Raw genomic sequence first — 26,633 nt, 5'->3', positions numbered from 1 at the left:
CCTTCCCTGGCTGCTCCCCTGTGCGGTGGCCCTCAATGTACGCGTGCCGACCGGACCCGGCCGGACGCCCGCTCAGCCCGCGGCGAGGGCGGCGGCCAGCGACGGGTGCAGGTCGAGCACCTGGTCGAGGGCGCTGATTCGGATGGCCCGCAGCACGGGCCCGCCGTCGGACAGCACGCGCAGCGCGCGGCCCCGCTCACGGCAGCGCGTGTGGTACTCGGCCAGCAGCGACAAGCCCGCGGAGGCCAGGAACTCGACCTCGGTGAGGTCCACGAGCACGGCGCCGCCGCCCGCGCCGACCAGCGCGTCCTCCAGGTGGCGGCGCAGGACCGGCGCGGTGCCCATGTCGATCTCGCCCCGCACGCTCAGCACCACGGCGTTTCCGTGCACGCCGGACTCGACGGTCAGCAGGTCTGACTTGCTCATCGAGCCACCTCACCCGTTCGGCGCCCCAGCGCGGGCCGCCGGTTCACCTCTCTAGTCCACCCTAGTGTGCCCATCCGGGTCGATCGGGGCGTCGCGCGGCGCTAGCGTGTCGACCAAGAGTGCGCGGGGTAGTCACCCGGCACGAGTTTTCCACCGGACGGGCGACTCGCGTCACCGAGCGAGGATCGAGGGAACATGAGCGTGCCCGACACCGCCCAGGCGGACGTGGAGCTGCGGCTGCACGCGGACCTGGCCAATCTGCCCATCGTGCGGGGCGTGTCGGCGACGGTCGCGATGGGCGCGGACTTCACCGTGGACGAGATAGACGACCTGCGGCTGGCCGTGGACGAGGTGTGCTCCCAGCTGATCACCCTGGCCGCCCCGGGCGCCCTGCTCGACTGCCGCTTCCACCTCGACGCCGACGGCATCCGGTTCCGGGCGAGCACCCGCTCCCGGGACGGCCGCCCGCCCGCGATGGACTCGTTCGGGTGGCATGTGCTGCGCACCCTGACCGACGAGGTCGACGCGGGCGTCGGCGAGGGCGTGCGACCGCCGGTGCACATCGTGATCCGCAAGCTCCGCGGCCACTGAGCCCGGCCCGCCATCACTGGATTAGGCCGAACTGATTACGCACCGTTGATCGTTGCCGGGTCTCTCCCTAGAGTCGCCTCCGGCACCGCTCAAGGAGGCGCGCATGGCCCCGTCCGCTCCGCGTTCCGGCCCGCCCGATGACGCGCCCGCCGCGAGCCCGCTCGGCCGACGCCGGTTCCTGGCCTACCTGGTCGCCGCGCCCACGCTGACGATCGCCGCGGACTTGGCCGTGCCGTCGGCCGCGCCCGCGGCCGTCCTCCCGCTGCCCGCGCCCGCCGACGTGGTCGACTTGGGCGACATCCTGATCCTCGCGGCGGCCCCGACCTCGGCCATGCTGACGCTGACCGTGGCCGAGGACGGCGTGGCGACCCTGCGGCTGCCGCGCGCGGAAGTCGGCCAGGGCATCACCACCGCCACGGCAATGCTGGTCGCCGAGGAGCTGGACCTGCCGCTGGCGCGGGTGCGCGTCGACCTCGACGACGCCCGCCCGGAACTGCTGTTCAACCAGCTCACCGGCGGGTCCAACACGATCCGCTCGGTCTACCGGCCGGTGCGCCAGGCCGCGGCGACGGCCCGCGCGCGGCTGGTGGCCGCCGCCGCCCGCCGCTGGGGCACTTCGGCCGAGGGCCTGCGCACCCGGGACGGCGTCGTGCGCGCGCCGGACGGCCGGACCGCGGCTTACGGCGAGCTGGCCGCGAGCGCGGCGCGACCGGACCTGGTGGTGGGGCCCGTCGAGCTGAAACCGGAGTCCGAGTTCACCGTCGTCGGCACGCCGACCTCCCGGGTGGACGCCCGCGCGATGGTGACCGGCGGGCAGCGGTACACCCTCGACCTCGACGTGCCGGGGGCGCTGCCGACCGTGGTCCGCAGGCCGCCGACGATCAACGGCACGGTCCGCTCGGTCGACAACGAGGCGGCGGTGCGGGCTCTGCCCGGGGTCGTGGACGTCGCGGTCGTGCCGACCGGGGTGGCGGTCGCCGCCGAGACGTTCTGGCACGCGACCAGGGCCGCCGAGGCGCTGCGGGTCACCTGGGGCCGGGGCACCGTGGACGACGAGTCCGACGCCACGATCCGTCGGAAGCTGCGGGCGGCTGCCCTGCCGTTCCTCGTGCCGCCGCTGCTGACCCAGCACGTCGACGCCGAGTTCGACTTCGCCTTCGTGAGCCACGCGCCGCTGGAGACCAACTCCGCGATCGCCGACGTGCGCGCCGACCGGGCCGAGGTGTGGGCGGGGCTCAAGTCGCCGATCGCGGCCCAGCAGACCATCGCCGCCGAACTCGGCCTGCCGCAAGAGCGGGTGACGGTGCACGTGGTGCAGGGCGGCGGGTCGTTCGGCCGCAGGCTGTTCTTCGACGCCGCCCTGGAGGCGGCGCGGATCTCGCGGGCCATGGGCAGGCCGGTCAAGCTGATGTGGCCCCGGGCCGACGACCTGCGCCACGGCCGAGCCCGCGCGGCCAGCCACCACAAGATCCGCGCCACGTTCGCGCTGGGCGGCGTGCTCACCTTCGAGCACCGGGCCGCCAGCGTGGCGACCGACTTCGGGCACGGGCTCGGCGAGATTCTGACCGCGACGGCGGCGAACCTGCCGGTGGCGGGCAACCTCGGCGTCGCGCAGACGATCTTCCTCACCACCGTCAAGTCGCCCTATTCCTTCGGCGTGACCACGCACCTGCTCAACGAGGTGCCGCTGGCCATGCACACGGGGAGCTGGCGGTCGGTGTACTCGGCCAACGCCCGCGGCGCGGAGGAGATCGTCGTCGACGAGTTGGCCCGCCGGTTCGGCGCGGACCCGGTCGCGTTCCGCGCGCGGTTCCTCAAGAACGACCGGCAGCGCGCCGTGCTGGCCAAGGCCGCCGAGGAAGGGCAGTGGGGCCGGGCGCTGCCCGCCGGGTTCGCCCAAGGCGTCGGGTTCCACGACGAATACCGCTCGTGCACCGCCTGCCTGGTCGAGATCGACGCCCGCGACCGCGCGAACCCGCGCGTGGTCAAAGCCGTGATCGTCGGGGACTACGGCAGGCCGATCAACCCGCGCGGACTGGAGGCGCAGCTGCTCGGCGGCCTGACCGACGCGATCTCCACGACGCTGCGCGCGGGCCTGCACATCGACCGGGGCCTGCCGCTGGAGAGCAGCTACGCGCAGTTCCGCTACGCGCGGCAGCGGGACACGCCGCCGGACGTGCGGATCTTCATCATGCCCGCCAACGGGGAGCCGGGCGGCGCCGGCGAGCTGGGCGTGCCCGCCGCGGTGGGCGCCATCGCCAACGCCTACGCGCGCGCCACCGGGACCAGGCCGAGCGCCTTCCCGATCAACTTCCCCGTCGACTTCGAGCCGCTGCCCCGCTGAGGAGACCGACCATGCCCGAGTACACCTTCTCGGTGAACGGCAAGCCGGTCACCGTGGCCGCGCCAGCCGACCTGCCCGTGCTGTGGGCGCTGCGCGACAAGCTCGGCGTCACGGGCCCGAAGTACGGCTGCGGGATGGACGTGTGCAAGGCGTGCACGAGCCACCTCGACGGCGCGGCCTTCACCCCGTGCTCGGTGCCGCTCGCCGAGGTGGCGGGCCGGTCGGTCACCACCATCGAGGGCCTGGCCGACGGCGACGCCCTGCACCCGGTGCAGCAGGCGTGGCTGGAGCAGGACGTCGCCCAGTGCGGCTACTGCCAGCCCGGCCAGATCATGGCCGCGGTCGCGCTGCTCGACCGGACCGCGAACCCGACCGACGCCGACATCGACGCGATCGAGAACGTGTGCCGGTGCGGCACGTACTTCCGGGTCCGGCAGGCGATCAAGCGGGCGGCCGAGCTGCTGCGCGGCCGGGCCGACACCGGCCAACGCTGAGACGGGGCAGCGCTGAGACCGGGCTGACCGATCCCCTATTCCGACCGGCTTGAGATGGCCGTCTCGCCCCATCCGCGCGGACGGGATGCGAAGATCGGAGCGTGGGCACCCTCCTGGCGATCAGCGACCTGCACATCTCGTACGAGGACAACCGCGAGATCGTGCGCAACCTGCGGCCGGACTCCCCCGACGACTGGCTGATCGTCGCCGGGGACGTGGCCGAGCAGGTCGGCGACGTGAAGTGGGCGCTGGAGCTGCTCGCCGGGCGGTTCGCCAAGGTCGTCTGGACCCCGGGCAACCACGAGCTGTGGACGATGCCCGCCGACCCGGTGCAGGCGCGCGGCGTCGAGCGGTACGAGGTCCTGGTGCGGATGTGCCGGGATCTGGGCGTGCTGACCCCGGAGGACGAGTACCCGGTGTGGACCGGCGCGGGCGGCCCGGTGCGGATCGCGCCGCTGTTCCTGGGCTACGACTACACCTTCCGCCCCGACGGCGCGGACACCAAGGAGCAGGCCCTGGAGATCGCGCACGCCAGCGGCGTCGTCTGCACCGACGAGTACTACCTGCACCCGGACCCGTACGCCACCCGCGACGACTGGTGCCGCGCCCGGGTCGCCGAGACCGAGGCGCGGCTGGCCGCCTGCGACCCGTCGACCCCGTTCGTGCTGGTCAACCACTACCCGCTGGTGCGGGAGCCGACCCGGGTGCTGCACTACCCGGAGTTCGCCCAGTGGTGCGGCACGGAGCTGACCGCGGACTGGCACCGCCGCTTCCGCACCGCCGCGATGATCTACGGCCACCTGCACATCCCGCGGATCACCCACCACGACGGGGTGAAGTTCCAGGAGGTCTCGCTGGGCTACCCGCGCGAGTGGCGCCGCCACGGCAACCCGCACGGCATCCTGCGCCGGATCCTCCCCGCGCCCGTCCGCGCCTGAGGCCATCGGCCGACTGGCCGACATCGCCCCCGGGTTATGCCGCAGTGGGATGGGCCAGTCCGCCGGTCCCGCCCCCATAGTGGTGCCCAACAGTGCACGGCCAGTGACCGAAGCCACCGGGCCGGACGGTCACCGGCGGCGAAAAGGGGCCTCGCCATGACAACGGCTGACATACCGACACCGGACTCGCCGAGACCAGGCCAGACCGCGCCGACCAGCCCAGCCCAAGCCAGGTCGCCGCGGCCCAGGACAGCGGCGAGCAGGGCGGGCGCACCGAGCCCGACCGCGCCCACCAGCCCGGCGCCGGACCGGAGCACGCCAGCCAAGTCGGGCCCGGCCGCGGACCACCTCCACGCGGTGACCGGCGGTGTCGCGGGCCCGCCCGTCTTCGAGGTGCCCGACTACCGGACCACTCTCGGCTGGCCGGTGGACGGCGACACGTTCGGCGCGTACCTCGACCTCGGCGGCGAGATCCGCGGCCTGCGGATGCGCTCCGGCCTCGGCGCGGAGGTCCAGTGGTGGCTGCGGCTGCGGATGCTGTCCGGCCCGGTCCTCGCCGTCCCCGGCGACCACAGCGAGTGGACGTTCCTCGCCCAGCCCGCGCCGGAGGGCCACCGCAAGCCCCTGCCGCCCGGGGTCGAGCCGGTGCGCGCCCGGGTCCTGCTGCCCACCGGCCGCACTCCCCGGTCGACCGTCTTCTGGGCCACCCCGCCCGACCCCGCCCAGCCGGGCCTCCCGCAGTTCGCCTCGGTGGTGGGCGCGGTCCGCGCCGTCCTCTACGGCCACCGCTTCTGACCTACCTGCCCGAGGAATCGCCGCCAACGGTGTCCTCCCCTGGGGCGGGAAGGACACCGCGCCGAGGTCATGGGACACGCATGACCTCAGCGGCCCGCCGGACCGCGCTGTCGCGGCGGGCGAGCAGGTCGGAAAGCACGCGGCGGTCGGCCTCCGGGAGCGCGGCGGCGAGAGCCCGCTGGGCGCGCAACGCCGCCGTGGGCAGATGCGCCTGGCCCGCGCACTCACCGTCCGCCGTGGCCACCGCGATCTCGTGCTCCCGCAACGCCTCGGCAGGTCCGGGCTCGGTGTACCGGTCCGCCACCGACCGGTACGCCGCCTCCGGGCTGTCGAACGGATAGCCGCGGTCCGCCATGCAGGTCCGCCAGCCCGCGAGGGCGGTCCGGTACTCCGGTGTGCCCGCGACCTCACCGGCGAGCCGGTTGGCGTAGTGGTCGGCGCCGTACTCGGCCCGCGCCCACGTCTGGACGTCGCCCATCAGCGCGCGGCGGCCCTCGGCCAGGCAGCCCTGCTCGCTGACCCGGACGCTGCCGCCACCGGGCAACCGCACGTCGACCTGGTTCCCGTCCGGACCGAACAACGCGACCGTGAACCGCTGCTGCTCAGATTCCGACAGGCTGTGGAACTGGGTGTCGTCCGGCGCGGCGGCGGCGGAGCCCGGGTGGAGCCGGTAGCCCTGGGCGCGGCGGCCGGGCAGGTCTATCGCGGCCCCCTCGTCCTCGGGCCGGGGCAGGACCACCGGCGACGCGTCCGGCCGCGGGAAGCCCCGGGCCGCCATGCAGGCTCCGGCGAGCCGGTCGGCCGCTGTCTCCAGCAGTTCCTCGGTGGCGGGCCAGCCGCCGGACCGGGTGGCGAGGTCGATGATCGAGACAGCCGCGGGCGGAGCCGCAACGCCGCCGGAACTGGCCGGTCGCGGGTCCCCGCAACCGGCCAGTCCCACCGCGGCGATGGTCGCGACGCTCCACGCCCACCGTCGGCGGCTGTTTCTCACTTCGGCGTGCACCAGTGGTTGGAGCTGATCGCGTTGGCGAACGCCGGATCGCCGTAGCCGACCGGGGGCGCCGCTCCGAAATTGGGCACCTGGTCACCCCTGGACAGGCTGTGGTACCGGCCCGTGTAGCCGTACCCGGTCCAGAAGTAGACCGTGCACTGGGTGCCGCGGTTGGCTATCGACTCGACGCAGTTGTCCCAGTTGCCCCCGCAAGCGGGAACGCTGCTGGAAAGCCGCCGAAAGTCCGTGTTGTCCCCCCGGACTCTCCCCACATTTCCGCCGTAGTTGGTGAACGCCCAGAAGCAGGCGTGGGTCGACGTGCAATCAGAGAGCCCCTGCGCTCCGACTTCACCGGACACCGTGCTCGGCGTGTTGCTTTCGGCTTGGGCCGCGATCGACCCTCCGGTCAGGAGCGTGGCGATCACCGCAAACGCGATCGCCATTCTGGATAGCATTTTTGCCACGTTTTCATCCTCCCCAGGTCTGGACGATGGATTCCCACCGCCGTCCGCACCCCGCCGCGGACCCTCACTATTGTGGCCGCCGGAAGTAATCGGTGTCGTTGACCGTCAGCGCACGGTCGTTGACGATTCCCGCACCGGCAGGTCCCGCACGAGATGCCGGTACTCGCTTGGCGATGCCCCGTACGCGGCGCGAAAGGCGCGGCTGAAGTGGGCTTTGTCCACGAACCCCCACCGGTTGGCGATACTCTGGATCGTCTGGGCGAGTTTTCCGGGGTCGGCCAGATCCCGCCTGCACCGTTCGAGCCTGCTGCGCCTGATCCAGGCGGCCACGCTCGCGTCCTGCCGCTGGAACAGCTTCTGCAGGTGGCGGAGCGAGATGTGATGAGCGGCCGCGACCGTGCTCGGCGACAGGTCGGGATCACCGAGGTGCTGGTGGATGAACGCTTTGACCCGGGCCAAGAGAGCGTCGTGCTGGGTCTCGGGGGTCACCGCCGCCCGGAGGTCGAGTTCCTGGGCGCACCAGACGGTCAGGAGATCGACCACGACGGCGGCCAGCCTGCCCGCGTCCTGTGGGCGCGCCCGCAGGTCGTCAGCGAGCAGTCCGTCGAGGCAGCCCGCGAGGAGCGCGCCGATGCCGCGCGCGGACAGCCGGTTCACGATGAGCGGGGCGAGGTCGGTCGGCGGCAGCGGCAGCAGCGCCCTCGGGAAATCGATTATCACGCACTGACCGTCAGCGGCGGCCGTCGACAAGCCCTGAATAGCCCGCGCCGTGCTCCCGAGCACGAAATCCCCGGGGTCGATCGTGACCTCGTGACCGCTGGACACCACCTCGATGTGGCCACGCGCCGCGTACAGCAGAAAATACCGTTCGGAATCGTCCTGCCACGCCATCCCGGCCGCGCGCGTGGTGCCCATGGCGGGAACCCGCAGGTTTGTGACCCGAATGTCACCGAGCTGCCGCAACCGCGCTTTCGCCCGGAAATCGGCCACGTCCTCGCGGTACGCGGTCAGCAGACCGTCTTCGATCAGTTCCCACCACGCCGAGAATCTTTCCGCTTTCGACACGCATTCGGTATCGAATTGCGATTCGATCATCTCCGGACTCCCCAGTTCGACGCCCCCCATTCAGGGTCATCGTAGTGATTCGCGCGGTCCGCCTGGACCACCGAATGCGTGAAACCCGCGTCGGGCGAGAAAGGGCTATTCACCCGCCCACCCGTTGACCGTGTCCGAATGATCCCCTTCGACGCCCGGCAGGCCGGGCTCCCACGCTCCGGGAGCGCCGCCCAGAGGTTCGCCGAACGACGAACAAGTCGTGGTATACCTGGTTCGTAGTTCAACGAACAACGAACCAGGGGACACCATGGAACTCCAGGGCAAGACCGCGCTCGTCACCGGAGCCACCGCGGGCATCGGCCGCGACATCGCGGTGGCGCTGGCCCGCGCGGGGGCGCGGGTCGTGGTCACCGGGCGCGACCCGGAACGCGGCGCGGAGACCACGGCCGCCATCGAGGCCGAGGGCGGGACGGCCGGGTTCGCCGTGGCCGATCTCGGCGACCTCGACTCGCTCCGGGCGCTCGCCGACGAGGTGGGCGAGGTCGACATCCTGGTCAACAACGCCGGGATCTTCCCGTTCGCCCCGACCCTTGAGCAGGACGTGCCCACCTACGAGCAGCTTTTCGCCGTCAACGTGCGGGCGCCGTTCTTCCTCACCGCGGCGCTGGTCCCCAAGATGGCGGCCAAGGGCGAAGGCGTCGTCGTCAACGTCTCCAGCATCGCCGCGTCGGTCGCCGTGCCCGGCGGCGCGGTCTACAGCGCCACGAAGGCCGCGCTCGACGCGCTCACCAGGACCTGGGCGGCGGAGTTCGGCGCGAGCGGCATCCGGGTCAACGCCGTCGCCCCCGGCCCGATCCGCACCGAGGCCGCGGTCGCCGCGCTCGGCGAGCAGTTCGAGGAGTTCGGCCGGACCACCCTGCTGGGCCGGGCCGGGACGACGACGGAGATCGCCGAGACCGTCCTGTTCCTGGCCTCGCCCCGGTCGAGCTTCATGACCGGGTCCATCCTGACCGCGGACGGCGGCCGCACGGCGACCTGACGAGAATCACCCGGCGACGCCACCTGGGCGCCAGCCCAGGTGGCGGAGTCACTGGCCGGGCCAGCGGGTCAGGGCCAGGGTGATCGTCGGCTGCGGCTTGTCGTCGCTCACTTCCCCGAACGGCGGCCCGAGCTTCCTGATCTCCGCCGCGACCACGTTGTTCTCGTCGGTGATGACGCACAGCACCTGCCCGGTGCGCAGGGTGTGGATGGAGCGGTAGTCGCCGATCGGGTTGCGCCGGGCCGCTGCCGCGCACTGGTCGCGGGTCGGCGTCGGGTTCTCGGTGAACAACCCGGCCGATCCCTGGGAACCCGGATAGATATTGCCCGCGCAGTCGTCGTACTCCAGGTCCGCTTGCGGGCTCTCCCGCTCGCCCGGGGTCACCTGAATGGGATCGTCGAGCTGCACGTCGACCCCCGCCGACCCGCCGCAGCCGGGTGGCGGCACGGTGATCTCGTCGCGCACCGGCGCTGGCTCGACCGGGCTGGGCGAGTCCCGGGTGGTCGTCGCCGACTCGCTCGGGCCGCCACTGGTCGGCCCCGGCGCCGGGGCCGACCCGGTCGGCGTCGGCTGGTCCTTGCCCGGCTCAGCGGTGGGGGAATCCGAATTGGCGCTCATCGCCGCGAACGCGCCTACGGCAACCAGGAAGAACACCGCCGCGGAGACCGCCCAGCGCATGCCACGACGCCGCTTGCCGCCCGGGGCGGCCGAGTTCCGCGAGGTGATGAGCTGCCGGATCGCCACGATTCCCTGCGGGACACTGACCAGGAGGGCGGCGACGCCGATCAGCGCTTCCAGTGACATGGCAAGTGATCTTAGCCACTTTCCCTCACCGGCGCGGCGGCGCTCAACCCGGTCGCGCCGTCGTGCGCGGGCAACTGGCACGATCGACCCACCATGACGCTCACCGCACGGCTGCCCGCCACCCCCGAACCCGACGACCTCTTCGACGCCTTCGCCACCTGGGCTGGCGATCAGGGCCTGGCCCTGTACCCCGCCCAGGAAGAGGCCCTGATGGAGATCGTCTCGGGGTCGAACGTCATCCTCAGCACCCCGACCGGCTCCGGCAAGAGCATGGTCGCGGTGGGGGCGCACTTCACGGCGCTGGCGCACGGCAAGCGCAGCTTCTACACCGCGCCCATCAAGGCGCTGGTCTCGGAGAAGTTCTTCGCGCTGTGCGAGACCTTCGGCGCGGAGAACGTCGGCATGATGACCGGCGACTCCAGCGTCAACGGGACCGCGCCGATCATCTGCTGCACCGCGGAGATCCTGGCCAACATCGCCCTGCGCGACGGCGCGGACGCCGACGTCGGCCAGGTCGTCATGGACGAGTTCCACTTCTACGCCGAGCCCGACCGCGGCTGGGCGTGGCAGATCCCGATCATCGAGTTGCCCCGGGCGCAGTTCGTCCTGATGTCGGCGACGCTCGGGGACGTCAGCCGGTTCGAGACGGACCTGACCCGGCGCACCGGGCGGCCCACGGCGGTGGTCACCTCGGCGGAGCGGCCGGTGCCGCTGTTCTACTCGTTCGGGATGACGCCGCTGACCGAGGCGCTGGACGAGTTGCTCAGCACCAACCAGTCCCCCATCTACGTCGTGCACTTCACCCAGGCCGCTGCGCTGGAGCGGGCGCAGGCGCTGATGAGCATCAACGTGTGCACCCGCGCGGAGAAGGAGCGAATCGCGGCGCTGATCGGCGACTTCCGGTTCTCCTCCGGCTTCGGCAAGACGCTGTCGCGGCTGGTGCGGCACGGCATCGGGGTGCACCACGCCGGGATGCTGCCCAAGTACCGGCGGCTGGTGGAGCGGCTGGCGCAGGCGGGCCTGATGAAGATCGTCTGCGGCACCGACACCCTCGGCGTCGGCATCAACGTGCCCATCCGCACGGTCGTGTTCACGTCCCTGTCGAAGTACGACGGCGTGAAGACCCGTCTGCTCAAGGCCCGCGAGTTCCACCAGATCGCCGGGCGCGCGGGCCGGGCGGGCTTCGACACCCTCGGCACGGTCCTGGTCCAGGCCCCCGAGCACGTCATCGACAACGAGCGGACCCTGGCCAAGGTCGGCGACGACCCAAAGAAGCGGCGCAAGATCGTGCGCAAGAAGCCCCCGGAGGGCATGGTCTCCTGGGGGCAGCCGACGTTCGAGCGCCTGGTCGCGGCCGAGCCCGAGCCGCTGACGTCGAGTTTCCAGGTCAGCCACTCGATGCTGCTCAACGTGATCGGCAGGCCGGGCGACGCGTTCGCCGCGATGCGCCACCTGCTGACCGACAACCACGAGGACCGCCCCGCGCAGCGCAGGCACATCCTGCGCGCCATCGCGATCTACCGGGGCCTGCTGGCCGCGGGCGTGGTGGAGAAGCTGGACGAGCCAGACGAGCAGGGCCGCACCGTGCGCCTGACCGTCGACCTGCAATTCGACTTCGCCCTCAACCAGCCGCTGTCGCCGTTCGCGCTGGCCGCGCTCGACCTGCTCGACCGCGAGTCCCCCAGCTACCCCCTCGACGTCCTCTCCATCGTGGAGTCCACTTTGGACGACCCACGCCAGGTCCTCAGCGCCCAGCAGCACAAGGCCCGAGGCGAGGCCGTGGCCGCGATGAAGGCCGAGGGCATCGAATACGACCAGCGCATGGAGCTGCTGGAGAACGTCACCCACCCGAAACCGCTCGCCGAACTGCTGGGCGCGACGTTCGAGACCTACCGCAGAGGTCACCCCTGGGTCGGCGACCACCAACTTTCCCCGAAGTCGGTGGTGCGCGACATGTACGAGCGCGCGATGACCTTCACCGAATACATTTCCTTCTACCAGCTCGCGCGATCCGAAGGCTTGGTCCTGCGCTATCTGGCCGACGCCTACCGCGCGGTCCGCCAGACCGTCCCGGACGAAGCGAAAACCGAAGAACTCAGCGACCTCATCGAATGGCTGGGCGAACTGGTCCGCCAGGTCGACTCCAGCCTCTTGGACGAATGGGCGAAACTCACCAACCCGGACACCGGCGACCTGACCGCGCCACTGGACGAGACCCCGCCCGGGGTGACCAAGAACCCGAGGGCGTTCCGCGTCCTGGTCCGCAACGCGCTGTTCCACCGGGTCCAACTGGCCGCCCGCCGCGCCTACCGCGAACTCGGCGACCTCGACGCCGACTCCGGCTGGGACGCCGAGGCGTGGGCGGACGCCCTCGAACCGTATTTCGAGGCGCACAGCCAGATCGGCACCGGCCCGGACGCGCGCGGCCCGGCGCTGCTGATCATCGAGACGGAGCCGGAACGCTGGCTGGTCCGCCAGATCTTCGACGACCCGGCGGGCGACCACGACTGGGGCTTCACCGCCGAGATCGACCTGGCCGCGTCCGACGAGGCGGGGACCGCGGTCGTCCACATCACCGAGGTCGGCGAGCTGTGAACGACCGCGGCAGGCATCAGCCCACCCGGTACCGGGTGACCACGGCAGCGTGGTCGGAGGCCCACTCGTTGTCCGCGTGGCCGGGCACCGCGGCGGGTGTGCCGTAGACGACGGCGGCGCTGGTGACGGGCTGGACAGCGCCCGCGGCGTAGACGAAGTCGATGCGGTCCTGCGGCTCGACCGGGCCGGACGAGCCGTTGTGCCGGGGGTAGACCGGCGACCAGGTGTCGCCGGGCGCGGCGACCGGGTCGGGGTGCACGGCGCGGAACGAGTCGGCCAGGCCCGCGCGCTCCACGGCGGTGCTGACCGGCCACGCGATGGTGTAGCCGCAGTGGCGGCTCGCGGCGGCGGGCGTCCAGTCCCGGTGCGACGGCGCGTTGAAGTCGCCGACCAGGTACACCGGGGCGGTCGCCTTCGCCGCCAGGTGCGGGGCCATGGCCGTGAGCACGCTATTGATCTCGGCGACGCGGCCGGAGGAGTGCTCGCGCGCGATGATCTCGCTGACGCTCATCCGGTCGAAGCACGCGTCGTAAGGGCCGTAAGGCGTGTAGTTGAGGTGCACGTCCCACAGCACGGCCTCCTCCCCCGGCGCGAACCGCACCCGCGCGCCGAAGCCCGCGTCGGCGGCGAAGGTCTCGCCGAGCGGGTACTTGCTGAGGACCGCGAGGTCGCCGCCGTCATGGGCCCAGTGCCAGCCGAGGGCGTCGGCGAGGGTCTTGGCGTGCGTGCCGCGGCTCTCGGACAGGCCGACGACGTCGCTGCCGGACGCGGCGAGGAACCGAAGCTGCTTGGTGATGCCGTCGCGCACCTGGGAGCCGGAGTGCCAGGCGTTGAACGCGGTCACCACCGGCTCCGGGACCAGCCGCTCGCCAGCCCCGCGCACCGTGACGGTCGCGGTGGCGCGGGCGGTCATGCCCTCGCCGTCCACCGCCTCCACCACGATCTCGGCCGCGCCGAGGCGCGCGACGCCGGTGACCGCTCCGTCGACGCCGACCTTGGCCCAGCTGGGGCCGCTGACCTTGCGGTAGCGGACGGCGGTCCCGTCCGGGTCGATCGCGGTGATCTTCGCCTGGTAGGCGGCGCCCGCCCGCGCGTTGCGCAGCGGCGTCGGGTCGGCGAGGAACCGAGGCGGCTGGCCGCCCGCGCCGAGGACCCGGAACCGGACGGGCGCGGCGAGGGACGCGTAGCCGTCGTCGTGCAGGAAGTAGGCGACGTACGCGCCGGGGGCGAGGCCGCTGGTGGGCAGGGTGACCGAGCCGGAGGCGTTCGGGGCGTAGGCCCAGACCGTGCTCGGACCGACGTAGACGCCGTTCACCGGGGCGTTGCCGGGGTCGCTGTAGACGCCGACCCAGTTCTGCGGGTCGGGCTGATCGGTCTGATAAGTCGCGGTCAGCGGGGCGCCGACGGTGTACTCGGCACGGTCGAGCGCCAGCGAGCCGGACACGGCGGCGGCGGGCACGCCTGGCGCGAGCAGGACCACGGCCAGGAGGATGCGCAGTGCGGGTCTGATTCTCACCAACGGACCATGCGGGGTGGACGCGCCGCCCCGGCGAACACCGGTTGACGGCGCGTTGAACGCGGGCGGGCAGAGTGAACTCGGACACGATGAGCGGGCGGAGAGGAGCGCGATGACCCGGGGGGACGGCGACCGGATCGTGCGGTGCGGGCAGGGCCATGTGCACTGGGGGCGCTATGGGGCGGCCGGTCTGCTGCCGGTCCACGACGGGCACGTGCTGTTGCAGCAGCGCGCCTGGTGGACCCCCGGCGGCAACACCTGGGGCTTGTTCGGCGGCGCGCGGGACAGCCACGAGGACGCCATCGCCGCCGCCCTGCGCGAGACGGCGGAGGAAAGCACCCTCGACCCCGCGCTCGTGCGCCCCCACGGCGTCCTCCGGGAGGACCACGGCCGCTGGGCGTACGACACGGTGATCGGGACCATGGACAGCCGCCCGGAGGTCCACCCGGCGTCATCGGAAACCCGCGCCGCGGCCTGGGTCCCGATCGCCGACGTGGCCGACTGGACCCTGTTCGCCCCGTTCGCCGCGTCCTGGCCGCGGCTGCGCGAATGCCTGCGCAGGCCGCTGCTGATCATCGACTGCGCCAACGTCATGGGCTCCCGCCCGGACGGCTGGTGGCGGGACCGCAACGGCGCCGCGGCCCGCCTGCGCGACAACCTCACCACGCTCGCCACCACCGGGCTGACCGCTCTCGCCCCGTTCGCCCTCGCCTATCCCCGGATGATCCTGGTGGTCGAGGGCCAGGCCCGCGGCATCGCCCCGACCGACCACGTCGAGATCGTCAACGCTCCCCGCGACGGCGACGACACCATCGTGGAAACCGCCGCCGCCCACCGGACCGAGCCGCGCCTCGTGGTCACCGCCGACCGTGAACTCCGCGAGCGCTGCGTCGAAGTGGGCGCGGAGGTCACCGGCCCCGGCTGGCTGCTGGCCCAGTTCGGGTGATCAGCCGCCGATGTCCAGTTTGCCGATCCGGTTGGACGTCAGCAGGCCGAACCACACCGCGTCCGGCTGGTGCACGTTGATGTCGCACGGATACGACGCCGACGATGGCGTGCTCCACATCCGCACGTCCCGGGTGACCGGATCGAACCGGGCGATCTGGTTGCCGAGTCCGAACGCGGCGGGGAAGCTCACCGCGAAGTAGATTTTCCCGTCGCCCGCCTCCGCGATGGGCCCCGGCATCGGCAGCGGGTTGCCGATGCTGCCGACCAGCAGGCCGTCGAGGACGCTGCTCAGCAGACCGCCGACTCCCAGCAGCGGGTACTCGGTGATCCGCCCGCCCGGCTCGATGCGGGCGATCTTCATGCCGAGCGCCTCCGCGACCCAGATCGAACCGTCGCGCGCGGTGCGGACGCCCACCGGGAACGACGCGGGCGTGGGCATCGTGTACTGGGTGAACTGGTGGGTGTCGACGTCGAGAGTGGCGATTTTGTTCATCTGCGGCAGGTCGAACACCACCGTGCGCCCGGGTCCCGGCTTGATGATCCCGAACAGCGCGCCGACCTGGCCCAGGATCTCGCCCGGCACCCGGTGTTTGCTCCACGCCCCGGTCGCCGGGTCGTACCGGCCGATCGAGTCGAGGCCGCCGAGGGTGAACCACAGGGCGCCGTCTGGTCCGAGCGCGAGGTCGTTGGCCAGGCCGAGGCCGGTGTGCAGCGGGATGCCCAGCGGCGTGGCGTCGAAGGCGTTGGCCCACGGCAGCGGCACCTCGGTCATGCCGCCGTCGCGGGTGTCGACGCGGAGCAGGCTGTTGCCGGTCACCTGGGGCAGCCACAGGTTCCCGTCGCGGTCGAGGTCCATGCCGCCGGGCACCGACAGCGGCATCGGCGTGCTGAAGTTGTCGAACCGCCCGGTGGCCGGGTCGAACCGGGCGACCTGGCTGCTCAGGTACTGCTCGACCCACAGCGCGCCGCGGTGGTCGAACTCGACCTCGCACACGCCGCCGATCGGGATGGCCGAGGGAACCGGGCCGTACTCGGTGATCGGTCCGGCGGCCAAGGCGGCCGGGGCCCGCACGAGCGCGGAGGCGACCAGGGTCGCCGCGCCGAGTCGGAGCCACCGGCGCGGGCGCCGTGCGGAGTTCGCCATGTCGCTCCTTCGAGTCGGCATCGATCGAGGATAGGGATCTCCGCCCGGCCAAGGCGATCACCTTAACGGGTGGGGCGCGGCCAGCCGGGTGGAAACCGCGGGCTACGGGACGGTGAATTCTGATCGGCACGTCGCCGACTCCCGCCGATCGCGGGTGATCTCCCGCGATACTCGGGCGAATCACGGCTCGGGCGGTACTGGGAGACACTGGTGGATCTGGACCTGTTCGCGTTCATTCTGGCCCTGATCGGTGTCGCGATACCGATTTTCGCCTTTTTCTGGGAGTTCGTCCTGGTCCGCCGCAAGCGGCTCGGGTACCGCGTGCAGATGGACACCTCGGCGCTGGACGAGATCGGCACCGGGCACGCCGGAATCCTGGCGACGATGACCCAGAAAGACGGCAAGCCGCTGACCGACCCGTCCTTCGTCCTGGTGCGCATCGAGAACGACGGCGTGACCGCCATCAACGAAAGCGATTACCAGGTTCTCGCCGACGTCAGGGCGGGGGTGCGCATCCGGTTCCCCGGCCGGAAAGTCGCCGGAATGGTCGTCACCGAACTCAGCCACCCCAATCTGAGCAGAAACTTCGGCGAGGAATCCGGGCTCGACACCGGCCAGGAGACCAGCGACGCGGACGGGACTACCGGCATCATCGACCTGCCCAAGGTGCCGCTGAACCCCGGCGACCACTACAAGGTCCTGGCCATTCTGGAACGGGTGGGCACAACCGGGGAGCCCAGGGTCGAAGTGGGCATCACGGGCGGGATCGCGAAGGCGAACGAAGCGCGCACCGGCACTCCCCGCCGGGCGTCCCTGCTGATGGTGTTCATGGCCGTGATCATCCTGGTGCTCGGCGGCTTCATCTGGTTCAGCCCAGGAGCGCCGCTGGACTGTGCGACCGGAAAGCTGCGACTGGCCGGGTCGACGGCGTTTGAGAAGGTCATGCGGGAGGCCGCGGAGTCCTATGCCGCCACTTGCGCCAGCGCCGAGTTCGAGTTCGATTTCGACGGCAGCACCGCCGGTCTGCAAAAGCTGGCCGAGGCCGGGAAAGACGCGGGGAAATCCCCGGAAATGGTGGCGTTCACGGACGGGGAGAAGAACGACACGCAGCCGATGCTGCTGCCCAGGCCGGTCGCTTTCCTGCTGTTCACGCTGGTCGCCAACAAAGAGGCCGGGGTCGCCGACCTCACCCTCGACCAGGTCCGGCGGCTCTATGCGGGGAATATCTCGAACTGGAAGGAGATCGGCGGCCGGGACGTGAAGGTCGCCCTGGTCAGCCGCAAGCCCGGGTCCGGCACCCGCAGCACGTTCCAGCGCCAGGTGCTCGACGGCAAGCGGGAACCGGCGACCAATTCCGACGACTGCCGCAGCGTGGACAGCGGCGGCGAGCCCGGTGTCCCCCGCTGCGAGCAGGACCGCACGGAGGATTTACTCGACATCGTGGCCGAGGTCCCCGGCGCCATCGGCTACGCCGAGTTCGGCGCGGCGGCCGACCGGGCGGAAGACCTGACGGTGGTCCGGATCGCGGGCCAGGAGGCCGCCCTGAACGCGGCCGTCCACGGCGCGTACCCGTTCTGGGAAACGGAATACGCCTACACCTACGGCGAGCCGCCCGCGAACTCCCTGACCGCGAACTTCCTGCGGTACCTGACCAACCAGGTCGGCAAGGACATCATCCGCTCGCACGGCAACCGCCCGTGCGACGAGTTGCAGAACCCGGTGCTCTGCAAGCCCGCCACCTGAGGTCTCCCGGCGGCGCGGTCGAGGACTTGACTTCAAGTCGACTTGAACTGCAACAGTGCGGTTGCCAGATCCGAACCGCACGAGGGAGACCACCGTGGACACCGCACGCACGACCGTGGCGCGCGAGACCGCCGACCAGACCGCGCTCTGGAACGGCGTCGCCGGGCAGGCCTGGGTCCAGGCCCAGGACCTGCTCGACCAGATGTTCACCCCGTTCGAGAACCTGCTGGTCGACGCCGTGCTCGCCCGGTCGCCCTCGGGTGTCCTGGACATCGGCTGCGGCACCGGCGGGCTGACCACCGCGGTCGCACGGGCGCTCGGCGCCAGGGGCCGCTGCGTTGGCGTGGACATCTCCGGCCCGATGATCGGCGCCGCGCGGGCCCGGGCGGACCGGGACAACGCGCCAGCCACCTTCGTCCTGGCCGACGCGCAAACCCACGCTTTCCCGCCCGGGGCGGCCGAAATGATCATTTCCCGGTTCGGCGTGATGTTCTTCGACGACCCGGTCGAGGCGTTCGCGAACCTGCGCCGGGCCGCGGCCGACGGCGCCGAACTCCGGTTCATCGCCTGGCGCGGCGCCGAGGAGAACCCGTTCATGACGACCGCGGAGCGCGCCGTGGCGCCGCTGCTGCCGAACCTGCCCGCCCGGAACCCGGACGCGCCGGGGCAGTTCGCCTTCGCCGACGCCGACCGCGTGCGCGGCGTGCTCGGCGCGAGCGACTGGGCGGGGGTCGACATCGCGCCGCTCGACGTGGTCTGCGCGCTGCCCGAGCCGGACCTGGTCCGCTACCTGACCCTGCTCGGCCCGGTCGGGCGCGCGCTCCACGACGCCGACGAGCGCACCCGCGCCGTGGTGATCGACACCGCCCGCGCCGCGTTCGCGCCGTTCGTGCACGGGACCGAGGTCCGCTTCACCGCCGCCTGCTGGCTCGTCTCCGCCCGCGCGTCGTCCCCGACCGCCTGACGAAAGCGAACACCGGGCGAACCGGGCAGGCGCCCGATAGCCGCGTGCGGGCCCGCCGGGTCAGAAGTCGGCGTTGACGCAGGCCAGGCGGGGACCGGCGGTGCCTGCCTGGCCGGGCTCGGTGTGGGTGTGGTCACGGTGGATGACCAGCGAGCCAGCCGGGCGGTCGCCGAAGCGCCACCGCACCTTCGCCGTGGCGACCGCCTGGCCGTGCGCGCCGGTGACGAAGTCGAGCCAGACCTCGTTCTCCGGGTTGGCGTAAGCGGGGTCCACCGACGGCGTGACCGGGTCGGGCACGTTCTGGAAGTGCGGGCCAGCGTCAGCCGGGTTCGGGCCGCAGGGCTTGGTGTGGACGTGCGCGCCGTAGTGCCGGTTGGGCACCAGGCCGTGCACGACCAGCAGCACGACGGTCTTGCGGCCCGCGGTGAACGGGATCACGGCGGCATGCGCGCCGACCGGGACCAGCGCCGGGTCGTAGGTGACCGCCTTGGCGCCCGCGCGGTATGGCTCGAACGCGCCCGACCCCGACGCCGAGGCGGGCGTGGTGGAAGCGGCCAGCAGGCACAGCGCCGCGGCCGCCGTCAGCAGTGATCGCATGCCGTCGATCCTGGCACTGCCCGCCAAGCCCGCGGTCACCGCCCACCCGAATCAGGCTCTGCGGGGACAAAGATTAACGGCAGGAGAACGGTCAGTCCGTGTGCCTGCTCTCCGGGATCACGATGACCGGGCGCTCGCGCGGCGGCTCGGGGTCGACCACCACCGAGTCGACGATGATCGTCTGCCGCCTGCCCTCGGCCACCGCCCGCTCGGCCCGGCGGACCACCCACCGGCGGACCAGCGCCCTGGTCGGCGGCAGGAGCAACAGCAGGGCCAGCACGTCGCTGATGAAGCCCGGGACGACGACCAGCACGCCCGCGGCGGCGATGAGCATGCCGTCGACCAGCTCGCGCTGCGGGGCGCGGCGGGCGAACAGGGACTGTTGCAGCGCGGCGAGCGTCCGGGCGCCCTCGCGGCGCAGCAGGGCCGCGCCCGCGACGGTGGCCACGATGAGCAGGGCAATGGTGGGGAGGACGCCGATGAGGTCGCCGACCGTCACCAGCACGGTGATCTCGGCGACCATCGCCAGCAGCAGGATCAGCAGGACGGGCACGGCTGGGGCTCCTCGCGGGGATGTGATTCGATGGCACCAGGCTCAACGAACGAACCTGCCGAAACGATCCCGAAACCCTGTTCGCCCTGGTCAGGGGTATAATCAGCCGGATAGCGACGCCGTCAAGACCACGTGGCCTTCACCACGGGCCTCGCTTGGCGTATCCCGGATACGTCGATTTCACACTATTGTCATGAGAACCCCCCGGATGACCCCGGGGATGACCCACGCGCGGTGATTGCTGCTCCACACCGGAGACCCACTCGATCGCCGCGATCCGGCAGCACATCCGCCAGTATGTGCCGCCACTCCGCACGATGAGGTGCGCTCCACCGCCCGAGCCCGGGCGAACTTGTCGCCGCACGTATGACGCGACACCGGGCCGAGTGGACGGTGAAGGTGCCCCCTGCGGCCTTTCCCCGCCTGCTTTGACCACGCGCCCGTGTGCGCTCCAGATCATGGGAGGGCCGCTAGCTGTGACGACCCGCCAAGACTGCCTCAAGGGTGGTCTTTACGACGAGAACTACGAGCACGACGCCTGCGGGGTGGCCTTTGTCGCCGACCTCGCCGGTCGCAGAGACCATGGCATCGTCGCCAAAGCTCTCGTCGCCCTGCGCAATCTGGAGCATCGGGGCGCCAGAGGAGCCGAGCCGGACACCGGCGACGGCGCGGGCATCCTGATCCAGGTTCCGGACGCCTTCTACCGCGAGGTGGTCGAGTTCGACCTGCCCGCGGCTGGCGCGTACGCGGTCGGCACGGCGTTCCTGCCGGTCGACGCGGCCGCGCGCGCCGAGGCGGTCGCGGTCACCGAGCGGGTCGCCGCCGAGGAGGGCGCGGTCGTCCTGGGCTGGCGCGAGCTTCCGGTGAACCGCGAGCACGCGGGCGCCACCGCGGCCTCGGTCATGCCGCATTTCGCCCAGCTGTTCCTGGCCGCCGCCGACGGGGTGTCCGGTTTGGCGTTGGAGCGCCTGGCCTTCTGCGTGCGCAAGCGCGCCGAGCACGACGCGGTCGAGCACGGGCTGTACTTCGCCAGTCTCTCTTCGCGCACGATCGTCTACAAGGGAATGCTCACCGAGCCCCAGGTCGAGGCGTTCTTCCCCGACCTGTCCGACGAGCGGGTCACCAGCTCGATCGGCCTGGTGCACTCCCGGTTCTCCACCAACACGTTCCCGGCGTGGCCGCTGGCGCACCCGTACCGCTATGTCGCGCACAATGGCGAGATCAACACGCTGCGTGGCAACCGGAACTGGATGGACGCGCGGGAGGCGACCCTCGCCAGCGACCTGATTCCCGGCGACCTCAAGCGGGTCTTCCCGGTCGTCACCCGGGGCGCGAGCGACTCGGCGTCCTTCGACGAGGTGCTGGAGCTGCTGCACCTGTCCGGGCGCAGCCTGCCGCACGCGATTTTGATGATGATCCCGGAGGCGTGGGAGAACCACGCCGAGATGGACCCCGCGCGCCGGGCGTTCTACGAGTTCCACTCGACCTTGATGGAGCCGTGGGACGGGCCCGCGCTGGTGTCGTTCACCGACGGCACGCAGATCGGCGCCGTGCTCGACCGCAACGGTCTGCGCCCGGCCCGCTACTGGGTGACCGAGGACGGCCTGGTCGTGCTCGCCAGCGAGGTCGGCGTGCTCGACATCGACCCGACCACGATCGTCCGGAAGGGACGGTTGGAGCCGGGCAAGATGTTCCTTGTCGACACCGCCGAGGGGCGGATCATCGATGACGAGGAGATCAAGGGCGAACTGGCCGCCGAGCACCCGTACGCCGAGTGGGTCGCGCGGGGCCTGGTGCCGCTGGAGACCCTGCCCGAGCGCGAGCGCGAGGTGCCGACGCACGCCTCGCTGGTGCACCGACAGCAAGCGTTCGGCTACACCGAGGAAGAGCTGTCGGTCCTGTTGGAACCGATGGCCCGCACCGGCGCCGAGCCGATCGGCTCGATGGGCAACGACGCCCCGCTCGCGCCGCTGTCGACCCGGCAGCGGCCGGTTTTCGACTACTTCAGCCAGCTTTTCGCCCAGGTGACCAACCCGCCGCTGGACGCGATCCGCGAGGAGCTGGTGACCTCGCTGGGCACCTACCTCGGCGCGGCGCCGAACCTGCTCGCGCCCAGCGCGGAGTCCTGTCGCCGGATCACCCTGCAGTTCCCGGTGGTCGACAACGACGAGCTCGCGAAGATCGTGCACGCCAACGACGACGGCGACCTGCCCGAGTTCCAGTCGGTCACGATCCACGGCCTCTACGACGTGCGCGGCGGCGGCGACGCGCTGCGCGAGCAGTTGGACGAGATCCGCGCCGAGGTGTCCTGGGCGATCAAGCACGGCGCCCGGGTGGTCGTGCTGTCCGACCGAGGCGTGAGCGAGAACCTGGCGCCCATCCCGTCGCTGCTGCTCGTCGGCGCGGTGCACCAGCACCTGGTCCGGGAGAAGACCCGCAGCCAGGTCAGCCTGATCGCCGAGTCCGGCGACGCCCGCGAGGTCCACCACGTGGCGCTGCTGATCGGCTACGGCGCGTCCGCGGTCAACCCGTACCTGGCGATGGCCACGGTCGAGGACATGGCCGAGCGCGGCCTGATCAAGGGCGCGGACGCGCGCACCGCGACCCGCAACCTGATCAAGGCGCTGGGCAAGGGCGTGCGCAAGACCATGTCCAAGATGGGCGTGTCCACAGTGGCCTCCTACCACGGCGCGCAGATCTTCGAGGCGCTCGGCCTCGGCCCCGAGGTCATCGACGCCTGCTTCACCGGCACCACGTCGCGGCTGGGCGGCGTCGGCTTCGACGTGCTGGCCGAGGAAGTGCGCCAGCGGCACGTCACCGCGTTCCCCCGGGACGGGGTCCGCGCGAACCACCGCGAGCTCAGCGTCGGCGGCGACTACCAGTGGCGCCGCGAGGGCGAGCCGCACCTGTTCAACCCGCAGACCGTGTTCAAGCTCCAGCACTCCACCCGGTCGGGGAAGTACGAGATCTTCAAGGAGTACACCCGCGCGGTCGACGACCAGTCGGCGTCGCTGAAGACGCTGCGCGGCCTGTTCGCCTTCAAGGAGGGCGTGCGCCCGCCGGTCCCCATCGATGAGGTGGAGCCGGTCTCGGAGATCGTCAAGCGGTTCGGCACCGGCGCGATCTCCTACGGCTCGATCTCCCAGGAGATGCACGAGACCCTGGCGATCGCCATGAACCGGCTGGGCGCGAAGTCCAACACCGGTGAAGGCGGCGAGGACCCGGACCGGCTCTACGACCCGGCGCGCCGCTCGGCGATCAAGCAGGTCGCCAGTGGACGGTTCGGCGTCACCAGCGAGTACCTGGTCAACGCCGACGACATCCAGATCAAGATGGCCCAGGGCGCCAAGCCCGGCGAGGGCGGTCAGCTGCCGGGCACGAAGGTGTACCCGTGGATCGCCAAGACCCGGCACTCGACGCCGGGCGTCGGCCTGATCTCGCCGCCGCCGCACCACGACATCTACTCGATCGAGGACCTAGCGCAGCTCATCCACGACCTCAAGAACGCCAACCCGGCGGCCCGCATCCACGTGAAGCTGGTCTCCGAGGTCGGCGTCGGCACGGTCGCGGCCGGGGTGTCCAAGGCGCACGCCGACGTGGTGCTGATCTCCGGGCACGACGGCGGCACCGGGGCCTCCCCGCTGTCGTCGATCAAGCACGCGGGCGGGCCGTGGGAGCTGGGGCTGGCCGAGACGCAGCAGACGCTGCTGGCCAACCGGCTGCGCGACCGGATCGTCGTGCAGACCGATGGCCAGCTCAAAACCGGCCGGGACGTCGTCGTGGCCGCGCTGCTGGGCGCGGAGGAGTTCGGTTTCGCGACCGCGCCGCTGGTGGTCTCGGGCTGCGTGATGATGCGCGTGTGCCACCTGGACACCTGCCCGGTGGGCGTGGCGACGCAGAACCCGGTGCTGCGGGCGAAGTTCAGCGGCAAGGCCGAGTACGTCGTCAACTTCTTCGAGTTCGTCGCCCAGGAGGTCCGGGAGTACCTGGCCGCGCTCGGCTTCCGCTCGATCGAGGAGGCCGTGGGCCACGCCGAGCTGCTCGACACCCGCGCTGCGGTCGACCACTGGAAGGCGTCCGGACTGGACCTGTCGCCGATCTTCCACGTGCCCGCGCTCGCCCCGCGCGCCGCGCGGCACCGCGTCGTGGCCCAGGACCATGGGCTGGACAAGGCGCTGGACAACACGCTGATCCAGCTCGCCGAGGGCGCGCTGAACTCCGGCGACAAGGTGCGGCTGGAACTGCCGGTGCGCAACGTCAACCGGACCGTGGGCACCATGCTCGGCTCGGAGCTGACCAAGCGCTGGGGCGGCGAGGGCCTGCCCGACGACACCATCGACGTGACCTTCACCGGCACCGCGGGCCAGTCGTTCGGCGCGTTCCTGCCGCGCGGCATCACGCTGCGGCTGGTCGGCGACGGCAACGACTACGTCGGCAAGGGCCTGTCCGGCGGCCGGATCGTCGTGCGGCCGCACGCCGGGGCGCAGTTCGCCGCCGAGCAGCACGTGATCGCGGGCAACGTCATCGCCTACGGCGCGACCAGCGGCGAGGTGTTCCTGCGCGGCAAGGTCGGCGAGCGGTTCTGCGTGCGCAACTCCGGCGCGCTGGCCGTGGTCGAGGGCGTTGGCGACCACGGCTGCGAGTACATGACCGGCGGCCAGGTGGTCGTGCTCGGCCCGACCGGGCGCAACTTCGCCGCGGGCATGTCCGGCGGCGTGGCCTACGTGCTCGACCTGTCGCAGGCCAGGGTGAACCCGGAGATGGTCGACCTCGACCCGCTCGACGCGGATGACAACGACTTCCTGCGGGAGACCGTTGCCAAGCACGCCGCCGAGACCGACTCCATGGTGGCGCGGGCGCTGCTGGCCGACTGGGACAACCAGGTCAGCCGGTTCACCAAGGTCATGCCCAAGGACTACAAGCGGGTGCTGGCCGCGCGGGCCGCGGCCGAGCGCGACGGCCGCGACATCGACCAGGCGATCATGGAGGCCGCACATGGCTGACCCCAAGGGCTTTCTGACCACCCCGCGCGAGACCCCGAAGACCCGCCCGGTCTTCCTGCGGCTCAAGGACTGGCGCGAGGTCTACGAGGAGAACAGCACCGCCGAGTTCACCTCCGGTAAGGGCAGCAAGCAGGCCGGGCGCTGCATGGACTGCGGCATCCCGTTCTGCCACCAGGGCTGCCCGCTGGGCAACCTGATCCCGGAGTGGAACACCCTGGTCTGGCGGGACGACTGGCTGCGGGCCAGCGAACGGCTGCACGCGACGAACAACTTCCCGGAGTTCACCGGGACGCTGTGCCCCGCCCCGTGCGAGGCCGCGTGCGTGCTGGGCATCAACGACGACCCGGTGACCATCAAGCGGGTCGAGATCTCGATCATCGACCGGGCCTTCGCCGAGGGCTGGGTCGCCCCGCAGCCGCCGACGACGCGCACCGGCAAGAAGGTCGCCGTCGTCGGCTCCGGCCCAGCTGGCCTGGCCGCGGCGCAGCAGCTCACCCGCGCGGGCCACGACGTGGTGGTGCTGGAGCGGGCCGACGCCATCGGCGGGCTGCTGCGCTACGGCATCCCCGAGTTCAAGATGGAGAAGTCGCGGCTGGACCGGCGGCTGGACCAGATGCGGGCCGAGGGCACCGAGTTCCGGGTCAACGTCAACGTCGGCGTCGACGTCACCGCCGAGCAACTGCGCGCGGAATACGACGCGGTCGTCCTCGCCGGTGGCGCCACCGCATGGCGCGACCTGCCGATCCCCGGCCGGGAGCTGCGCGGCATCTACCAGGCCATGGAGTACCTGCCGCTGGCGAACAAGGTGGCCGCGGGCGAGCTGGACCGCTCCCCCATCCACGCCGAAGGCAAGCACGTCGTGGTGATCGGCGGCGGCGACACCGGCGCCGATTGCGTCGGCACCGCCCACCGCCAGGGCGCGGCGTCGGTGACCCAGCTGGAGATCATGCCCCGGCCCCCGGAGACCCGTTCGACGGCCAACCCGTGGCCGACCTACCCGATGCTCTACCGGGTGTCCTCCGCGCACGAGGAGGGCGGCGAGCGGGTCTACTCGGTCTCCACCACCGAGTTCCTCGGCGACGACGACGGCAACGTCCGCGCGCTGCGGCTCACCGAGGTCGTCATGGAGAACGGCCGGTTCGTCCCGGTCGAGGGCTCGGCCAGGGACATCCCGGCCGACCTGGTGACCCTGGCGATGGGCTTCGTCGGTCCGGAGAAGGGCGCGCTGCTCAGCGACCTCGGCGTCGACCTCGACGAGCGCGGCAATGTCGCCCGCGGCCGGGATTTCCAGACCTCGGTCGAGGGCGTGTTCACCGCGGGCGATATGGGCCGCGGTCAGTCGTTGATCGTGTGGGCTATCGCGGAAGGCCGCTCCGCTGCTGCCGGTGTGGACGCTTACCTGACTGAACGCGCGGTGCTGCCGCGCCCGATCGAGCCGACGGACCGGCCGCTGGTCTGAGGCTCGCCCTGGTCAACGGCTCGCGGGCAACGGCGCCTGCGAGCCGTTCCTTCTCGGTGGGTCCCTGGGCTGGTTTGTGTGGGGTTGCTCGATGGGGTGGAGTGGTTTCTTTGGGGCCCCTACGAAGGAAGATCCCGTCGTGGGAAAGACGGGTGGGGAGCCTTCGGCC

General features: G+C 71.6%; 21 protein-coding genes. 12 read left to right on the top strand and 9 right to left on the bottom strand.

The window, feature by feature from the left end; translation table 11 throughout:
• Positions 1-72 precede the first annotated feature (72 nt).
• A complete protein-coding gene (locus tag ACZ6SD_RS22780) occupies positions 73-426 on the bottom strand; it encodes an STAS domain-containing protein (protein ID WP_465318987.1) in 354 nt (117 codons plus the stop codon).
• A gap of 195 nt (positions 427-621) precedes the next feature.
• On the opposite strand from ACZ6SD_RS22780, the gene ACZ6SD_RS22775 reads away from it, so the two are divergent.
• The 5 genes from ACZ6SD_RS22775 (at position 622) to ACZ6SD_RS22755 (ending at position 5,588) form a co-directional block, all read left to right on the top strand.
• Positions 622-1,017 (top strand): ATP-binding protein, encoded by a 396-nt coding sequence (locus ACZ6SD_RS22775; protein ID WP_465318986.1) that lies wholly within the window; start codon positions 622-624, stop codon positions 1,015-1,017.
• A gap of 103 nt (positions 1,018-1,120) precedes the next feature.
• The gene (locus ACZ6SD_RS22770) at positions 1,121-3,361 is read left to right on the top strand and encodes a xanthine dehydrogenase family protein molybdopterin-binding subunit (RefSeq protein WP_465318985.1); all 2,241 of its coding nucleotides are present in this window, start codon (positions 1,121-1,123) and stop codon (positions 3,359-3,361) included.
• An 11-nt stretch (positions 3,362-3,372) separates the two neighbouring features.
• Complete coding sequence (locus ACZ6SD_RS22765) at positions 3,373-3,855, top strand: (2Fe-2S)-binding protein (RefSeq protein ID WP_465318984.1); 483 nt, start codon at positions 3,373-3,375, stop codon at positions 3,853-3,855.
• Positions 3,856-3,956: 101 nt separating this feature from the next.
• Positions 3,957-4,793 carry a metallophosphoesterase family protein gene (locus tag ACZ6SD_RS22760; RefSeq protein WP_465318983.1) on the top strand — a complete coding sequence of 279 codons (837 nt, stop codon included), beginning with the start codon at positions 3,957-3,959 and terminating at the stop codon, positions 4,791-4,793.
• A gap of 156 nt (positions 4,794-4,949) precedes the next feature.
• Positions 4,950-5,588 carry a hypothetical protein gene (locus tag ACZ6SD_RS22755; protein WP_465318982.1) on the top strand — a complete coding sequence of 213 codons (639 nt, stop codon included), beginning with the start codon at positions 4,950-4,952 and terminating at the stop codon, positions 5,586-5,588.
• 67 nt (positions 5,589-5,655) lie between these two features.
• On the opposite strand, the gene ACZ6SD_RS22750 is transcribed toward ACZ6SD_RS22755, so the two are convergent.
• The 3 genes from ACZ6SD_RS22750 to ACZ6SD_RS22740 all read right to left on the bottom strand — a co-directional run bounded on the left by ACZ6SD_RS22750 (position 5,656) and on the right by ACZ6SD_RS22740 (position 8,138).
• On the bottom strand, positions 5,656-6,528 hold the full coding sequence (locus ACZ6SD_RS22750; protein WP_465318981.1) for a hypothetical protein: 873 nt from the start codon (positions 6,526-6,528) through the stop codon (positions 5,656-5,658).
• A gap of 47 nt (positions 6,529-6,575) precedes the next feature.
• On the bottom strand, positions 6,576-7,022 hold the full coding sequence (locus ACZ6SD_RS22745; RefSeq protein ID WP_465318980.1) for a peptidase inhibitor family I36 protein: 447 nt from the start codon (positions 7,020-7,022) through the stop codon (positions 6,576-6,578).
• Positions 7,023-7,148: 126 nt separating this feature from the next.
• The gene (locus ACZ6SD_RS22740; protein WP_465318979.1) at positions 7,149-8,138 is read right to left on the bottom strand and encodes a helix-turn-helix domain-containing protein; all 990 of its coding nucleotides are present in this window, start codon (positions 8,136-8,138) and stop codon (positions 7,149-7,151) included.
• A gap of 268 nt (positions 8,139-8,406) precedes the next feature.
• On the opposite strand from ACZ6SD_RS22740, the gene ACZ6SD_RS22735 reads away from it, so the two are divergent.
• Positions 8,407-9,138, top strand: a complete 732-nt coding sequence (locus tag ACZ6SD_RS22735) for an SDR family NAD(P)-dependent oxidoreductase (protein WP_465318978.1) — start codon at positions 8,407-8,409, stop codon at positions 9,136-9,138.
• Positions 9,139-9,186: 48 nt separating this feature from the next.
• Here ACZ6SD_RS22735 and ACZ6SD_RS22730 read toward each other — a convergent pair whose 3' ends face one another.
• Positions 9,187-9,942, bottom strand: a complete 756-nt coding sequence (locus tag ACZ6SD_RS22730) for a hypothetical protein (RefSeq protein WP_465318977.1) — start codon at positions 9,940-9,942, stop codon at positions 9,187-9,189.
• 93 nt (positions 9,943-10,035) lie between these two features.
• Between ACZ6SD_RS22730 and ACZ6SD_RS22725 the strand changes: the two genes are divergently transcribed.
• Positions 10,036-12,537 carry a DEAD/DEAH box helicase gene (locus ACZ6SD_RS22725; RefSeq protein WP_465318976.1) on the top strand — a complete coding sequence of 834 codons (2,502 nt, stop codon included), beginning with the start codon at positions 10,036-10,038 and terminating at the stop codon, positions 12,535-12,537.
• A gap of 16 nt (positions 12,538-12,553) precedes the next feature.
• Here ACZ6SD_RS22725 and ACZ6SD_RS22720 read toward each other — a convergent pair whose 3' ends face one another.
• On the bottom strand, positions 12,554-14,053 hold the full coding sequence (locus ACZ6SD_RS22720; RefSeq protein ID WP_465318975.1) for an endonuclease/exonuclease/phosphatase family protein: 1,500 nt from the start codon (positions 14,051-14,053) through the stop codon (positions 12,554-12,556).
• A gap of 112 nt (positions 14,054-14,165) precedes the next feature.
• Here ACZ6SD_RS22720 and ACZ6SD_RS22715 point away from each other — a divergent pair, with 112 nt between their 5' ends.
• Positions 14,166-14,999, top strand: coding sequence for an NUDIX hydrolase (locus ACZ6SD_RS22715; protein ID WP_465318974.1), 834 nt, complete (start codon positions 14,166-14,168; stop codon positions 14,997-14,999).
• Here ACZ6SD_RS22715 and ACZ6SD_RS22710 read toward each other — a convergent pair whose 3' ends face one another.
• Positions 15,000-16,145 carry a Vgb family protein gene (locus ACZ6SD_RS22710; protein WP_465318973.1) on the bottom strand — a complete coding sequence of 382 codons (1,146 nt, stop codon included), beginning with the start codon at positions 16,143-16,145 and terminating at the stop codon, positions 15,000-15,002.
• Between the two features lie 210 nt (positions 16,146-16,355).
• Between ACZ6SD_RS22710 and ACZ6SD_RS22705 the strand changes: the two genes are divergently transcribed.
• Positions 16,356-17,888, top strand: coding sequence for a substrate-binding domain-containing protein (locus tag ACZ6SD_RS22705; RefSeq protein ID WP_465318972.1), 1,533 nt, complete (start codon positions 16,356-16,358; stop codon positions 17,886-17,888).
• A 94-nt stretch (positions 17,889-17,982) separates the two neighbouring features.
• Positions 17,983-18,852, top strand: a complete 870-nt coding sequence (locus ACZ6SD_RS22700; RefSeq protein ID WP_465318971.1) for a class I SAM-dependent methyltransferase — start codon at positions 17,983-17,985, stop codon at positions 18,850-18,852.
• Positions 18,853-18,912: 60 nt separating this feature from the next.
• Here the strand turns inward: ACZ6SD_RS22700 and ACZ6SD_RS22695 are convergent, their stop codons facing one another.
• The gene (locus ACZ6SD_RS22695) at positions 18,913-19,449 is read right to left on the bottom strand and encodes a superoxide dismutase (RefSeq protein WP_465318970.1); all 537 of its coding nucleotides are present in this window, start codon (positions 19,447-19,449) and stop codon (positions 18,913-18,915) included.
• 91 nt (positions 19,450-19,540) lie between these two features.
• A complete protein-coding gene (locus ACZ6SD_RS22690) occupies positions 19,541-20,002 on the bottom strand; it encodes an FxsA family protein (RefSeq protein WP_465318969.1) in 462 nt (153 codons plus the stop codon).
• 476 nt (positions 20,003-20,478) lie between these two features.
• On the opposite strand from ACZ6SD_RS22690, the gene gltB reads away from it, so the two are divergent.
• Together gltB and ACZ6SD_RS22680 are read left to right on the top strand one after the other, a co-directional pair.
• Positions 20,479-25,005 carry a glutamate synthase large subunit gene (gene gltB / locus ACZ6SD_RS22685; RefSeq protein ID WP_465318968.1) on the top strand — a complete coding sequence of 1,509 codons (4,527 nt, stop codon included), beginning with the start codon at positions 20,479-20,481 and terminating at the stop codon, positions 25,003-25,005.
• The gene (locus tag ACZ6SD_RS22680; RefSeq protein WP_465318967.1) at positions 24,998-26,464 is read left to right on the top strand and encodes a glutamate synthase subunit beta; all 1,467 of its coding nucleotides are present in this window, start codon (positions 24,998-25,000) and stop codon (positions 26,462-26,464) included. Before gltB ends, ACZ6SD_RS22680 begins: the two co-directional genes overlap by 8 nt.
• The last annotated feature ends 169 nt before the right edge of the window (positions 26,465-26,633 follow it).

Source organism: Actinokineospora sp. NPDC051303, from assembly GCF_055586285.1.
This window is presented reverse-complemented; position numbering and strand designations above follow the sequence as displayed.